Annotated in this window: 16 protein-coding genes and 1 pseudogene; 7 read left to right on the forward strand and 10 right to left on the reverse strand. The window is 53.1% G+C overall.

Translation table 11 applies throughout. From position 1 onward, the window contains the following. Positions 1 to 345 precede the first annotated feature (345 nt). The 7 genes and pseudogenes from ABIE59_RS16350 to merT form a co-directional block, all read right to left on the reverse strand. On the reverse strand, positions 346 to 1008 hold the full coding sequence (locus ABIE59_RS16350) for a hypothetical protein (RefSeq protein ID WP_354448546.1): 663 nt from the start codon (positions 1006 to 1008) through the stop codon (positions 346 to 348). Positions 1009 to 1155: 147 nt separating this feature from the next. Then, a pseudogene (locus ABIE59_RS16355) lies at positions 1156 to 1359 on the reverse strand (ATP-binding protein); the annotation flags it as partial. A 556-nt stretch (positions 1360 to 1915) separates the two neighbouring features. Continuing rightward, positions 1916 to 2551, reverse strand: a complete 636-nt coding sequence (merB, locus tag ABIE59_RS16360) for an organomercurial lyase MerB (protein WP_100689509.1) — start codon at positions 2549 to 2551, stop codon at positions 1916 to 1918. Positions 2552 to 2564: 13 nt separating this feature from the next. Then, the gene (gene merA / locus ABIE59_RS16365) at positions 2565 to 3968 is read right to left on the reverse strand and encodes a mercury(II) reductase (RefSeq protein ID WP_354448548.1); all 1404 of its coding nucleotides are present in this window, start codon (positions 3966 to 3968) and stop codon (positions 2565 to 2567) included. Continuing rightward, positions 3965 to 4186: a mercury resistance system transport protein MerF gene (gene merF, locus ABIE59_RS16370; RefSeq protein WP_354448550.1), complete on the reverse strand. Its 222-nt coding sequence runs from the start codon at positions 4184 to 4186 to the stop codon at positions 3965 to 3967. Before merF ends, merA begins: the two co-directional genes overlap by 4 nt. 29 nt (positions 4187 to 4215) lie before the next feature. Next, positions 4216 to 4512, reverse strand: a complete 297-nt coding sequence (merP, locus tag ABIE59_RS16375) for a mercury resistance system periplasmic binding protein MerP (protein WP_100689512.1) — start codon at positions 4510 to 4512, stop codon at positions 4216 to 4218. A 13-nt stretch (positions 4513 to 4525) separates the two neighbouring features. Next, on the reverse strand, positions 4526 to 4876 hold the full coding sequence (merT, locus tag ABIE59_RS16380; protein ID WP_100689513.1) for a mercuric ion transporter MerT: 351 nt from the start codon (positions 4874 to 4876) through the stop codon (positions 4526 to 4528). 73 nt (positions 4877 to 4949) lie between these two features. Here merT and merR point away from each other — a divergent pair, with 73 nt between their 5' ends. The 6 genes from merR (at position 4950) to ABIE59_RS16410 (ending at position 10050) form a co-directional block, all read left to right on the forward strand. After that, positions 4950 to 5375: a mercury resistance transcriptional regulator MerR gene (gene merR / locus ABIE59_RS16385; protein ID WP_354448553.1), complete on the forward strand. Its 426-nt coding sequence runs from the start codon at positions 4950 to 4952 to the stop codon at positions 5373 to 5375. 215 nt (positions 5376 to 5590) lie between these two features. Next, positions 5591 to 6025, forward strand: a complete 435-nt coding sequence (locus tag ABIE59_RS16390) for a GNAT family N-acetyltransferase (RefSeq protein WP_206855296.1) — start codon at positions 5591 to 5593, stop codon at positions 6023 to 6025. Positions 6026 to 6153: 128 nt separating this feature from the next. Beyond that, on the forward strand, positions 6154 to 6534 hold the full coding sequence (locus tag ABIE59_RS16395; protein ID WP_206855295.1) for a GFA family protein: 381 nt from the start codon (positions 6154 to 6156) through the stop codon (positions 6532 to 6534). A 91-nt stretch (positions 6535 to 6625) separates the two neighbouring features. Further along, positions 6626 to 6961, forward strand: a complete 336-nt coding sequence (locus ABIE59_RS16400; protein WP_206855293.1) for an antibiotic biosynthesis monooxygenase family protein — start codon at positions 6626 to 6628, stop codon at positions 6959 to 6961. A gap of 504 nt (positions 6962 to 7465) precedes the next feature. Next, positions 7466 to 7768, forward strand: a complete 303-nt coding sequence (locus ABIE59_RS16405; protein WP_206855290.1) for an antibiotic biosynthesis monooxygenase family protein — start codon at positions 7466 to 7468, stop codon at positions 7766 to 7768. A gap of 317 nt (positions 7769 to 8085) precedes the next feature. Next, a complete protein-coding gene (locus tag ABIE59_RS16410) occupies positions 8086 to 10050 on the forward strand; it encodes a BACON domain-containing protein (protein WP_354448556.1) in 1965 nt (654 codons plus the stop codon). Between the two features lie 46 nt (positions 10051 to 10096). Here the strand turns inward: ABIE59_RS16410 and ABIE59_RS16415 are convergent, their stop codons facing one another. Then, positions 10097 to 10810 (reverse strand): hypothetical protein, encoded by a 714-nt coding sequence (locus ABIE59_RS16415; RefSeq protein WP_354448558.1) that lies wholly within the window; start codon positions 10808 to 10810, stop codon positions 10097 to 10099. After that, positions 10807 to 11196: a hypothetical protein gene (locus ABIE59_RS16420; protein ID WP_206855283.1), complete on the reverse strand. Its 390-nt coding sequence runs from the start codon at positions 11194 to 11196 to the stop codon at positions 10807 to 10809. Before ABIE59_RS16420 ends, ABIE59_RS16415 begins: the two co-directional genes overlap by 4 nt. On the opposite strand from ABIE59_RS16420, the gene ABIE59_RS16425 reads away from it, so the two are divergent. Next, entirely contained in the window at positions 11195 to 11374 is a 180-nt protein-coding gene (locus ABIE59_RS16425) for a hypothetical protein (protein WP_354448560.1), read from the forward strand. The genes ABIE59_RS16420 and ABIE59_RS16425 overlap by 2 nt on opposite strands. Before the next feature lie 9 nt (positions 11375 to 11383). On the opposite strand, the gene ABIE59_RS16430 is transcribed toward ABIE59_RS16425, so the two are convergent. Continuing rightward, a complete protein-coding gene (locus tag ABIE59_RS16430) occupies positions 11384 to 12424 on the reverse strand; it encodes an NAD(P)H-dependent flavin oxidoreductase (protein WP_206855279.1) in 1041 nt (346 codons plus the stop codon). Positions 12425 to 12426: the final 2 nt, after the last annotated feature.

Here is a 12426-nt window from a genome sequence, read left to right on the forward strand (position 1 = left end):
ACCGCTGTGAACTTCACCCGTTGGTATGTGCTTGACAGCCATCCTGAAACGTCCTCAAGGGTGTGAGCATTCCAGGATTACCCTGATCGATTGGTGTACGATTTTTGTACACAAAACCAGCCTACACTCTGATCAATAACTGTTCAAGCGTACAGACTGTATAAATACACATAATGCTTGCGTTCAAATGCGCCCTGATGAGAGCGTCCGATGGAGGTGCTTCAAGCCCGCGTCATATTGGAAAGGTTGGCTAGGCTGGGGTATGTCATGAGTATCAGGGTAAGTCCACAGGAGTTATGTAGCCATCCGTGGAAACATGGTAGAGGCCCGGCCGAGTGAAGCCCTTTACTTAGGAGTGTCTTGATGCACTTTCCTCATGTGTCTGCGTAATTTCTTTTTGGACACCGTACAACCGCAAACGCCGCACTTTACCACCTCGCGCTTCTTCAATTTTTTATGATCAGACTTTTTTGGTGGCTGAATTTTTTTGGGTGGTACTTTGTATCCAAATTTTTCGGCATCGTAAAGCCAGAAGAGATAATCCGGTTCATAGAAGGGCCAGATTGTTTCTTCCGATCTGTCGAGCACGCATAGCTTTCCCAAGAGAAATCCGGCGTTGTTTTTGACTCGAATCTCGGTGGGCTCAAGTTCTGCAGATTCTAAGACAATGTCTGTGTAGTTTCGGTTCGCCTCTACATACGTTCTTTTGGCAATACCAATCTCCAGGCTGCTGCCCTCCGCGAGTTCCAGCGCTATCTTATCGGTAACCAATGCTGAATCATTGAATTCTGCAGTTTTTTCTTCTGGATAAAAGCAACCGTGCTTGTACCAAGGCCAGCCCAGCGGAGGATCTAACCAAACACTACCGCCGTTGTGACGAATAAAGAAAACCTCATCCCCGCATTCTGGACATGTCGTGCTAAAGCAAGTGCTCTCAGTTGCGGTGTTGTATCCAGAGAAATCATTCACGCTGGAGCTTGAGCCGATGCAGCCGCCTTCAAAATGCATTGGAATACATCTGCCATTGACGTACCTAAATTCAACTGGATTACCGCATTTGCTACAGATACTCATTCTGGTCCCTTGCGTATTCCGGCGAACGTGAACGCTCATTCTGGCCGAATGTGAACACCTTTTTACCCCGGGTTTTCACATTCAGTCAATTTCCTGAAGTCGTTTTCTCATTGACTCTCCTTTCAGAGCCCAGCGATGGGCGTTGTGAATGAGTCTGTCCAGGATGGCATCTGCCAGGGTGTTGTCACCGATGGCGGCGTACCACTGATCGGTGGGCAGTTGGCTGATGGTCATGGTCGAGTGAGTGCCGTGACGGTCATACATGATTTCCATCAGGTCATTCCGGTGTGCCGGTTTTATGGCTCCATTCTCTTAGATGCTGGAGCCTCCTCAAAACACGGGGCGGTTCAAGAAGATGATGATCTTTTCAAATTGGTAGGTGTATATCGCAATGAGCCAAAAATTGAGCTCCAAGGTGTGCGTAGCGAGATCCCTCATGGCTAGTTTGCGTGAGAAGTTCATGGGGCACCGGTTATGAATTGGATCGCCATCTGAATGGTCGCTTTTCGACCTCCCGCATCCCAGGCAATACTAAACAGAAGCGAACATTCGATGCATCCCCAATTACCGGTCTTCTCACTCCCCGAAACGGGCAAAAATCGCCTTTCAAGACCCCGGCAATGGAACGGGCGGACACACGGTTCTGGCACGTCGATCGCCAGTGTAATGGGTGCATGTCCGGTTGTTCGGGTGAGGCACCACAGGAATACACCAATCGCATGTCCAGATAATTCCTGATTTGATGCACAGACAGGGTGCAGCGACGGAACGCTTTGGAAATGACATGGCCTAGCTCCTGGGTGCTGACCTACGTTCAAGATTGGTATCGAACATTCAGGTATTAAAGGTCATGTTGGTAACGCCTTGCTCTGTCGAGCATAAGGTGCGCAATCCGCTGTCCCAGTTCGAAACCTTCCTGCACAGTCACCAGCTGCGCGCTTGGTTTATCTCGCCCCCAGGCCTCCCCGGCCTGTCGAGAGGCAAAGAAAAGGACATCGCAACAAAACGCACTTCGAATGTCTCCCGATGCGGCCACCGACACTAAAGAGACGACCGCGTCCTCCGGCTCAAGCGAAACCACTCTCTGTGGCGTAATCGTCATGTTGATCGGGTTGTTCGTCTGCGGGCAACGCGATTGCACCTGCGCCCGTTCGCCAATAACGGTTGGAAACATCAAGGCATCCAGTGCACACCAGGTGTAAAGGGGCCGATCGTTGATGACAAATGCATGCGGGGTTTCACGCAGCGTAATGCCGGAGCCGATCAGCCGTCTCTGGTCATCGTACTCGATGGTTCCGCAGGGCAGTTTCTCCAGCACCAACAAGACCTTATCAGTCGTCCAGTTGAGCGACTTCGCGAGCCGCTCAATCGTGACCGGTTGTCCCAGGGCAAGCTCGCGCAACAGCGTCACATGAAGCGAGGCTTCCCTTTCTCCGATTAGACCTAGCCGTTCAACGATTTCATTTATGCTATACATGGGCGACTCCGTCTTATCCCGCGCAGCACGACAATTGCTTTACGTCCTTGGTGAACGTTTGGGCACAGAGCTTGAGTCCTTCGACCATGGTGAGATAGGGGAACAGTTCATCGGCAATGTCGTTCACGGTCATCCCCGCACGCAGCGCCATGACAGCAGTCTGGATCAGCTCACCGGCTTCGCCCGCCACGGCCTGAACGCCCAGTAATCGCCCGCTGTCACGCTCCGCGACGATCTTGATAAAGCCTCCGGTATCGCAGTTGACCAGCGCCCGGGGCACGTTATCGAGGGCCAAGGTACGGCTCTCAGTATCATAACCTTGGGCTTTTGCGTCTGCCTCGGACAGACCGACGGTCGCAACTTGCGGATCGGTAAAGATCACCGCAGGCATAGCGTTGAGGTCGAGGCTGGCGTCACCACCGGTCATGTTGATGGCGGCCCGGCTACCGCCGGCGGCGGCCACGTAGACGAATTGGGGTTGATCGGTGCAGTCCCCAGCGGCATAAATGCCAGTCGCGGTAGTTTGCAGGTGGTTGTCGATTAGGATCGCGCCGCGCTCGGTGGCCACACCGATGGCCTCCAGGTTCAGGTTCTCGGTATTGGGTGTGCGGCCACTGGCGACTAGCAGTTGCTCCGCCTCCAAGGTGCCAGCGTTGGTTTGGAGGGTGAACACCCGGCCGTCATAGGTAATTTCACTGGCCTGGGTCTGTTTGAGCACTTCGATGCCCTCGCGACGGAAGGCCGCTTCCACGGCTTCACCCACCGCCGGGTCTTCCTGTGACAGCACCCGGCTGCGGGCGAGAATGGTGACCCGACTGCCAAGGCGTGCAAAGGCCTGGGCCAGCTCGATGGCCGCTACCGAGGCACCGATCACAACGAGGCGCTCGGGAACGTGATCCAACGCCAGAGCACTGGTGGACGTAAGATAGGGGGTCTCTGACAGCCCCGGGACAGGCGGTTCAGCGGGTCGAGCACCGGTGCCGATAAAGGCCCGATCAAAGCTCACTGTCTGCTCGCCGCCGTCGTTGAGCGTAACCGTTAGAGTCCGTTCGTCCACGAACCGCGCTTCGCCCTTGAGGACGGTAATGGCCGCATTATCATTGAGAATGCTCTGGTACTTGGACTCGCGCAGCTCCTCCACTCGGGCTTGTTGCTGAGCCAGGAGTGCTGAACGATTTACCGCCGGTGCTTGGGCACTCAGTCCCTCGTCAAACGGGCTTTCCCGGCGAAGATGTGCGATATGCGCTGCCCGGATCATGATTTTGGACGGTACGCAACCAATGTTGACGCAGGTTCCGCCGATGGTGCCGCGCTCAATCAGCGTCACCCGGGCACCGCGTTCCGTCGCTTTCAGGGCCGCGGCCATGGCACTGCCTCCGCTGCCAATCACCGCAATGTGCAGGTTGTTGTCACTCATATAACGTCATTCCCTGGTTGAGGGTTTTCGCAGCAGGCGTCGTGTTTCTTCTTACGCCAGACGGCATAGCAGGTCAGGCCAATAAAAAAGACCAGGGCGGGCAACAGCACGTAGTCGAGATAACTGGTGAGGGCAACCAGTCCTACCGCACCCAGCAATATGACCAGTATCGGCGTAAAGCAGCACAGTGCGACCAACACCGTGCCGATGACGCTCACCCGCTACAGGGTTTTGGGGTTGGCCATGGTTACTCCTGTGTCGCTTTAGATTGTTTCAGAGTGGACGGATAACCGGCGTTGGTCGTGGCTTGAGTCAACGCCTCAACGGTGGTTTTCGCATCGTCGAAGGTGACAGTCGCATCGCGTTCTTCGTAACGGACTTTGACAGAGGTCACGCCCTCCACCCGATTGAGAGCGGCCTTGACGGTGATCGGGCAGGCCGAACAGGTCATGCCAGGGACTGACAAGGTGACGGTTTGTGGTGCTGCCAGGGCCGGCAAGCTAACGAACAGGGAGAGTGCTGTGGCGATCAGTGATTTTTTCATGATGTAGAACCTCTCAGTAAAACAGCGGCAAGACGAAGGGAAACGCCAGCGCGACCAGGATCAGCAGCGCGACAACCCAGAAAACAGCCTTGTAGGTCGTGCGCACTTGCGGTACCGCGCAAACATCACCCGGCTGGCAATCCCGTGCAGGCCGGTATATCCGACGCCAGGCAAAGACCATGGCCACCAGTGCCGCACCAATGAACCAGGGTCGATAAGGCTCCAGGGCAGCCAAATTACCAATCCAAGCCCCGGAAATGCCCAGCGTGATCAGCACAAGGGGGCCGAGACAACAGGCTGATGCCAGGACGGCGGCAATTCCTCCGGCAACCAGCGAACCGCCACCGGATTTGGACTCTGACATAGCGTTGGCTCCTTTAATGACATAGGGGACTAAGATAAGGTTACTCCCGTAGTCAGGTACGGAATCAACCTCTATGTCCAAGAAACCACGTTCAATGACCATTGGTGTCTTGGCCAAAGCAGCCGGCATGGGAGTGGAAACCATCCGCTATTACCAGCGCCGGGGATTGGTGGAGGAACCCGAAAAACCCTACGGAAGCATCCGACACTACGACGAAGAGGCGTTGGCGCGTCTTCATTTCATCCGAACAGCTCAATGGTTGGGGTTCAGCCTGGATGAGGTCGGAGAGCTCTTGAAGCTTCAGGACGGTACCCATTGTGATGAAGCACGGGTACTGGGCGAGCAGAAGCTCGCCAAGGTGCGTGAGAAAATTTCAAGTCTGCGGCGTATCGAGCGAACGCTGGAGGGGCTGGTGCAGGCATGTTGCACTGAGCAGGGTGACGTGAAGTGCCCGCTCATTACGTCTCTTTATAAGGGCGTAGAGGAAAACACGTCGTGAGCTTATCTACGAGAGCCAACTTCTCTGCCGGGGTCGGTTATGGCAACCAGCAAGGGGCCGATCCGGTCGGCATCATACGTCGCCGCTTATCCCCGAGCCTACGCCAAATCTAAACGTTCGCTTTGCGACCACAGTCGAGGACATCGGGAGTCAGGTGCGATGTAATATCAACCGAATCCTAAATCAATTGCCCGATTATTCATGGAAGAAGTGAGATGAGAATAAGGACGTGCGAAGACGCCGACATTGAGCAAGCGGCGCAAATATTCTGTAAAGCATACTCTGCGTCATCCTACAACGAATCGTGGGAAGAAAAGAATGCCGCAGCCTACCTTCGACGGTTCTACGAGATCGATCCAAAAGGCTGTCTTGTGCTCGAAGAAAATGGTGTAGTTGCCGGAGCAATTTTTTCTTACTCCTACCCCTGGCATTCAGGCACGCTCACTTGTATCCAGGAGCTGTTTGTTGCTGAAAAAAGCAGAAGACAGGGCGCAGCCCGCGCATTGGTCCAGGGTATAAACGGTGGTCATAGCGGAAGTGCATGGTTGGTTGCCCATGAGGCTTCCGGCGCTGCCGAATTCTACGAGCGCCTGGGGTTTCGCAAAGATGGGCCGTATAGCTTTTACTATGGCAACATCAACCCGCAGTAGGGCGTTGAATGTTGCGCACTTCCTCGCCTTCGACAGACGCGCATTGATAACCCGAACGTGGGGGAACCGATGCCTGTAATACAAATCAGCCGCTGAATATCGGCGCCTTAGAAAAGAGATTTTCCGCCATGGATATTAGAGGTTTGCAGCATGGGGCGTGCCATTGTGGCTCCGTTCAATTCGAAGTTGATCTTCCCAACGGTTTTGAAGGCTTGAGTCGCTGCAATTGCTCAATGTGTGCCCGCCGCGGTGCTGTTGTAACCTCGGTTCCATTGGCTGCTTTTTCGGTTATCCAAGGCGCAGAGAACTTGAGCCTTTATCAGTTCAATACTAAGACTGCCGAGCATTACTTTTGCTCTATCTGTGGCATCTACACCCACCATAAAAGGCGATCCAACCCGCACCAATTCTCAGTCAATGTAGCCTGCCTAAAGGACGTGAACCCGTTCGAGCTAGGCGAGATTCCCACCACAGATGGTATCAACCACTCGCCTGACCGCAGACGATGATTGACAACCAGTTCGTAAAATTCGTTTTGGCCTGCACCATAAGGTCCTGTCCGGACCCAGCTTATTTCAGTGTTGAACCATGGAGAAACATATGCACGCAAGGGAGTGGAAATGCCGAGTCCCTAAAGATAAAAGTGAAGGCTTCCTGGGATATTTGTACGCGACCGGTGTAAAGGACACCTGTAATACGGACGGATTTTTGGGTGCCCAGATATATAGGCGAGGAGTCGATGGGTTGGTAGAGTTCACTTTGACTACCTATTGGCGAGACCTTGAGTCCATCAAGGATTTCGCAGGCGATGATATCGGTATAGCAAGGCTCTACCCTGAAGATGATAAATACGATTTAGAGCCGGATCTTGCGGTTCAGCATTATGAAGTTATTGAGCATAGTTTCGTGGAATCAATGAGGGGGGCTGACAATTGAAGCGTTTGTTAAACCCGGTAATTCAGACAGAGACAACTGGTTGCGGAATAGCCGCCACAGCGGTTCTGGCTGGTGTTCAATATGAAGAGGTAAAGCAGGTAGCCAATTCGAAGGGAATCTATATCGAAGATGAGAGCCTTTGGTCAGATACTAGTTATGTGAGGAAGCTTCTAGCGGAGTACGGTATTGAATGTGACCCAGAGGAAAAGCCCTTTTCATGATGGCAGTACTTGCCCGATACAGCTCTCCTGGCTGTGAAATGGAGAAGAGTCGATGGAACCCCTTTCTGGCATTGGGTCGTTTTCTGTCGGCAAGACGGCGCCGAAGTCGTTTTTGATTCAAAAATTGGGCTAACGACCAACTGCCGAACAGATTTTGGTCGAATAAAACCGAAGTGGTATATCGAAACCTCATTTTAACGAGTGGGTGAAACCGGCCCGTATTGCACTGTGTTGCAGTGCCTGCGGTTTTTTCAGCGCATTAAAACTACAGGGAGAAATCGAGGTGATTGCTCGAATTTGGAAAGGATGGACCACTCAGGATAATGCCCGGGCCTACGAAGAGCTTTTCAAGAATACTGTCCTTCAAAAGGTTACCCAGGGAGTGGACGGATACATCAGTACCAACCTGCTACGCCGCGAAACTGGGGACAACGTGGAGTTCACAACTATATTCTGGTTTGGATCGCTTGAAGCGGTAAAACGCTTTGCTGGCCCAAACTTCGAGCAGGCAGTTGTTCCGGAGCAAGTAAAGGCGCTCATGTCGCACTACGAGGAATCAGTCCATCACCATGACGTCGCTTTGTAAATTTTTAATAAGGCAATCAAATTCGTTCCGGCCTTCTGCCTCCACCGGACGCCTCTGTCGGGCCGATGCTTAATTTCGCGTCACATGGTGAAGTCATGTCTTATGATTGCGGTGAAACTGAGGGATCTTCATCGCGGACAAGAATGCGGCCAGCAAAAGGGTAGCCGAAAAATTGGGTTGGCAGGTCACGCACAGTGGTTCTAAGCACGGAGAGTATGGTCGATACTACCGAATCGCCATGTAACGAGGCGGTCAACAGGAAGCTAGGTACGGTCGGCCTGCTGGCTGGCTAATGAAGATAAAAATAGGGAAATACAATGAATAAAGTCTTGCTTACAGCGTTTACCTTACTTCTCTTTACCATGCTTTCCGCATGTGGCGGCGGGGACGGTGGGGATAGTGATGGTGGAAGCAAGAGTTCCAAATATTCGGTTTCGCTAAGCCCCGGGAGTATTAACTTCAGTTATTCGATTGGAGGGACCATACCTGACTCACAAACGGTGGAAGCCACGTTCAACGGAGATGGCTTGATTATCGGGCATGCACCGGGCGTAACTCGACCTGACTGGTTGACGGTGCAGCAAGTTAATTCATCCGATACAAGCAGTCCGGTTGAGGTTGAGTTGTCAGTGAACCCTTCCATTTTGGCCGCAGGCACGTATACGACCAGTGTTCGCTTTGTCACGGGTGATCCTGAAACTGAGGAGGCGACCTATGTGGATCTCCCAGTCACGATGGTAATCGACAGGAAGCTTTCGCTGAGTCAGACGGAAATCGAATTTTCCCACTTGAATGGGGCGGTTACGGCACCCGATGCCCAGTCAATCGACATCCTCGGCAATACGATCGATTGGCAGGCCACTGCCAGCGAGGATTGGGTAAGCCTGGGAACCAGCAGTGGCACGGCACCATCAACGCTCGACATCAGTGTCCAGCCAGACCAAATTACCGAGACAGGTCTTTACACCGCAATCGTGGCAGTAGAAAACCAATCAAGTGGGCAAACGGAAGAAATAGCGATTGAACTGTATATTGATCCCCGCTTACTTCTTATTGATGATAATGGGGTTGCGCTGACTTCCTTTCCCACTGCTGCAGAGGCATCCAGCTTTTCCGTCAAGGTTCGAGACAATGCAGGCGAGTCAATTCCGTGGTCGGCAACGAGCAGCCAAAGCTGGCTAAGCGTCACGGCCGCAGGTACGACGGATGGAAATCTAACACTCAATGCAGACCCTACTGGCTTGACCAGCGATACCATTCACTATGCTGACGTTTTTGTAACGTCCGCCAATCCTTTGGTTGAAAACACTGAAACAGTTCGTGTGGGCTATTACGTTTCCAGTGCTGATCCAACGGCTACCACCGTGGGGATACCTGGGCTTTATATCGCTGCAGACCCCATTCGTCCATACGTTTATCTGACCGACGAAGGTACTGACGTCAGCATTTACAATATATACACCGGCGCCTTCATCGGCAGTGTGACGGCCGGGACCGAACTGAAAGCTATGACCATTAGCAGTGATGGCGGCACTCTATACGTGATTGACGGTTTCGACGAAAGAATTGTACCGGTCGACTTAATTACTCTGGACATTGGGCCAAAGTGGCCAGCCAACAGATTATCGTTAGACCCTTCGATGCTGGAATACACGCGGATCAACGGCAAGCCTGTTGTCCTGACTGATCGCTATGACATATTCGATGCATCTAGTGGCGAGCAGGTTGCTATGCTACCCGTTGAATATGTTATTGGCTCCAGCGTTGTGGGAGCTTCAGGGGACGGCAAAGCTATCTATGAGATCCAGTCTTCAGTCAGTGGCGAGTTGAACCTGACCCGCTATGTGACCGGCTACTCTGCGGTGAGAGACCAATACAACATCACCCGCACACATAGGTTGCCCAAGATTCTTAACAGTGTGGAGGATCTGGCTGTAAACAGTGATGGCTCAAAAATCTATCTAGCTGCCCGTAGTGAGGATACCTTTCCCACCTTTCTGTTTGCCAACGATGCCCTTACGGAGGGGAGCATTCTCCCCGGAGCTTCATACCCCAATGCTGTTGAACTTGGTCCGACCGATAAGTTTTATGCGGGTATTGAGGCTTCTAACGACCCGGACGATCCTGACATCTTGAGTTACTTTCCTGATGACAGCGCGGACACTAGCGTAATTTTCAGCGGTACGGTCCGAAAACGCCAGGTCCAAATATCCGGCGACGGTCATCGCACAATTGCAGTGACCTATTCATCCACCATGGAGTTCAACGAGACGACTCCCTGACCGGGAGCGATTGCCTGACGAATGCGGCGCTGTCCGGATACAGCCATCAAAGCGCGGTCTCGATCGATAGAATATCCGCCATCCGCTTTTCCAGGCCATCTTCGAGTCGCTGCTGGGTTGCCTCTTTGATCAGGGCCAGACTGTTCTCCTCCAGCTGCCGGACGGAGTCTTCATAATCTGAAAAAACCTGGAACAGGAAAAGCTCATTGTAGGCTTCGCGGTCGGCCTCCAGGTCGACCACAATCAAAACGGACGGCAGCCAGATGGTTGCCGAGTCGATCATGGATGTTGTGGTTACCAATATGTTGGATGTTCTCAGTAGCACCAGGTAGTTGTAGCCTGCATCCCTAAGAGACGAACGGGTTGTGTCTTCCAGTTCGAAGGGGCGCGGTTCTCCCTGCTTCGCCGATTCCAGCGAGTGTTTGATGGTTTGTTCCAGCTGTAACTGAGCCTCTTCCGACAGAGTCTTCGAGGTTGGGGTGGCGTTCAGGTCAAGATTCTTCAGTGCGGAGGTCAATCGGTCAGTATGGGCTTTGTCGATATCCCAGAAATTCTCGAACATGGCCTGCTGAGTGACCGTTTCATTGTAGAGGACCTTGTAGACCATCTCTTCGTAGACGATTTTTTTGTCAACGGTGTAAGCCGCAGACGCGACCTTTCCCTGTTGAATGCCAGCAGAAGTCTCCGGAGCGAGGGTCGTTGAAGCACAACCTGCGAAAACAATCGAAAACAGCAAAACCACGAGTGCGCGAAATATCATTCTTTTTCCTTTTTTTGGCGTTGGTCAGAGACCTGACGAAGAATGCCGTCTTCGTCAAAAGCATAAATCATCTGAGACTGGTTGAACTCGCCTTCTTCAGAGGCAGTATCGATGGCATAAGTCGATACCACATTCGAGCCGGTTGGTATGGCGACGATCAGGCCTGATAGTTCTGGGGCTTCCGGATATCCCCAGAGCAAAAGGCCCTCGGAATGACTGATCTCGGATGGAAGGCCAAGCACTTTGGCAACCTCTTGCTGCTGGGTTTCTCCCACAACGAATCTGGTGTTTTCAAAGGATGTTCGGTTTCCGACGGATGTGGCGCAGCCACTTAGAATAATCGTTATGTATAGGGCGATAATGCGGTGTAAATAGGTGTGCTCCATGCATCCTGATCCATGGCATGTTGGTGGTCAGAAAATTGTAGTCAAAAAAGAGCTGGGTACCGAAACAGCTTGTAACTTTAATACGTTGTTTTGTTTCAGGATCGAAAGGATCTGGCTGCCGGAAACTTCTGCCTTTGATCACTGCTGTTTTTCGGGGGGATTACCGGAAATGATTTGACAGCAAGCACTACTGAACACCCGCCAATCTCAACGTCATTTTGCCAGCTGAGATTTCTTCGCATCCCATTGTGTTCTGCCCCGCCCAAAGTGGCGAGAAGTCTCCCTTGCCGAGTTTTTCCGCCTCCGACCTTAAAGGTGCCAACGCGGCTGCCGCATTGGGAAAGTCAGGCACGCTCGAACTGATGGCGCCCTGGTCCCTCATTAGCCGATTGACGATGCCTCGCGCTGGGCGGCCGGAAAATACGTTAGTGATCTCGGTGTGGGAAGCTCGCTCGGACTGGAGGGCGTCTCGGTGGATTGCGCTGGTTTTTGCTTCGGTACATAGCAGGTAAGCGGTGCCGACCTGGGCGGCGACGGCTCCCAGTTGTATGGCTGCTTTGACGCCTTCAGCGGAGGCAATACCGCCAGCGGCAATCACGGGGAGCTTCACTTTGGATGCAATTTGCGGGAGCAATGCAAAGGTGCCCATTTGCAGGCCAAGGTCGTCAGACAGAAAGTGCCCGCGGTGCCCCCCGGCTTCCAGGCCTTGGGCGATGATGGCGTCTGCACCCCGCTGCTCCAGCCACAAGGCTTCGGCCAATGTGGTGGCACTAGCCAGCACCTTCACGCCGTTGGATTTGATGTAGGCCAGCAAGTCGGGGGCTGGTAAGCCGAAATGAAAGCTGACGACCGCAGGCTTCAATTCAGCCACCAACTCGGCCGTCTGTTCATCAAAGGGTCGACGACTTGCGCCGCCGTCGTCTTTGTTTAACTCCAGCCCCAGCTCCTCGTAGTAAGGTTGCAGGCGTTGCCGCCAGGCAGCTTCCTTACCCGGGTCTTCCGGTGGCTGGATGTGGCAGAAGAAATTCAGATTGAAGGTCCGGTCTGTCGCGGCCCGGATACTGGCGACTTCTTCGCGTATTTTTTCGCCTGTGAGCATGCCACAGGGGAGCGAACCCAGCCCACCCGCTTTGGAAACCGCGATGGTCAATGCGCTGTCCTGCACGCCGGCCATGGGTGCCTGAATCACTGGGTAGTCTACGTTCAGTAGTTCCCTGAGGGTGGTCATGA

This window comes from Marinobacter sp. MBR-99 (assembly GCF_040547575.1).
Lineage (GTDB): Bacteria > Pseudomonadota > Gammaproteobacteria > Pseudomonadales > Oleiphilaceae > Marinobacter.

Excerpts from the sequence above, each read along its gene's own strand:
- ABIE59_RS16350 (WP_354448546.1), bottom strand. The coding sequence starts at position 1,008 with ATGCATTTTGAAGGCGGCTGCATCGGCTCAAGCTCCAGCGTGAATGAT.
- merB (WP_100689509.1), bottom strand. The coding sequence starts at position 2,551 with ATGTATAGCATAAATGAAATCGTTGAACGGCTAGGTCTAATCGGAGAA.
- merA (WP_354448548.1), bottom strand. The coding sequence starts at position 3,968 with ATGAGTGACAACAACCTGCACATTGCGGTGATTGGCAGCGGAGGCAGT.
- merP (WP_100689512.1), bottom strand. The coding sequence starts at position 4,512 with ATGAAAAAATCACTGATCGCCACAGCACTCTCCCTGTTCGTTAGCTTG.
- merT (WP_100689513.1), bottom strand. The coding sequence starts at position 4,876 with ATGTCAGAGTCCAAATCCGGTGGCGGTTCGCTGGTTGCCGGAGGAATT.
- merR (WP_354448553.1), top strand. The coding sequence starts at position 4,950 with ATGTCCAAGAAACCACGTTCAATGACCATTGGTGTCTTGGCCAAAGCA.
- ABIE59_RS16390 (WP_206855296.1), top strand. The coding sequence starts at position 5,591 with ATGAGAATAAGGACGTGCGAAGACGCCGACATTGAGCAAGCGGCGCAA.
- ABIE59_RS16395 (WP_206855295.1), top strand. The coding sequence starts at position 6,154 with ATGGATATTAGAGGTTTGCAGCATGGGGCGTGCCATTGTGGCTCCGTT.
- ABIE59_RS16400 (WP_206855293.1), top strand. The coding sequence starts at position 6,626 with ATGCACGCAAGGGAGTGGAAATGCCGAGTCCCTAAAGATAAAAGTGAA.
- ABIE59_RS16410 (WP_354448556.1), top strand. The coding sequence starts at position 8,086 with ATGAATAAAGTCTTGCTTACAGCGTTTACCTTACTTCTCTTTACCATG.
- ABIE59_RS16415 (WP_354448558.1), bottom strand. The coding sequence starts at position 10,810 with ATGATATTTCGCGCACTCGTGGTTTTGCTGTTTTCGATTGTTTTCGCA.
- ABIE59_RS16425 (WP_354448560.1), top strand. The coding sequence starts at position 11,195 with ATGCATCCTGATCCATGGCATGTTGGTGGTCAGAAAATTGTAGTCAAA.
- ABIE59_RS16420 (WP_206855283.1), bottom strand. The coding sequence starts at position 11,196 with ATGGAGCACACCTATTTACACCGCATTATCGCCCTATACATAACGATT.
- ABIE59_RS16430 (WP_206855279.1), bottom strand. The coding sequence starts at position 12,424 with ATGACCACCCTCAGGGAACTACTGAACGTAGACTACCCAGTGATTCAG.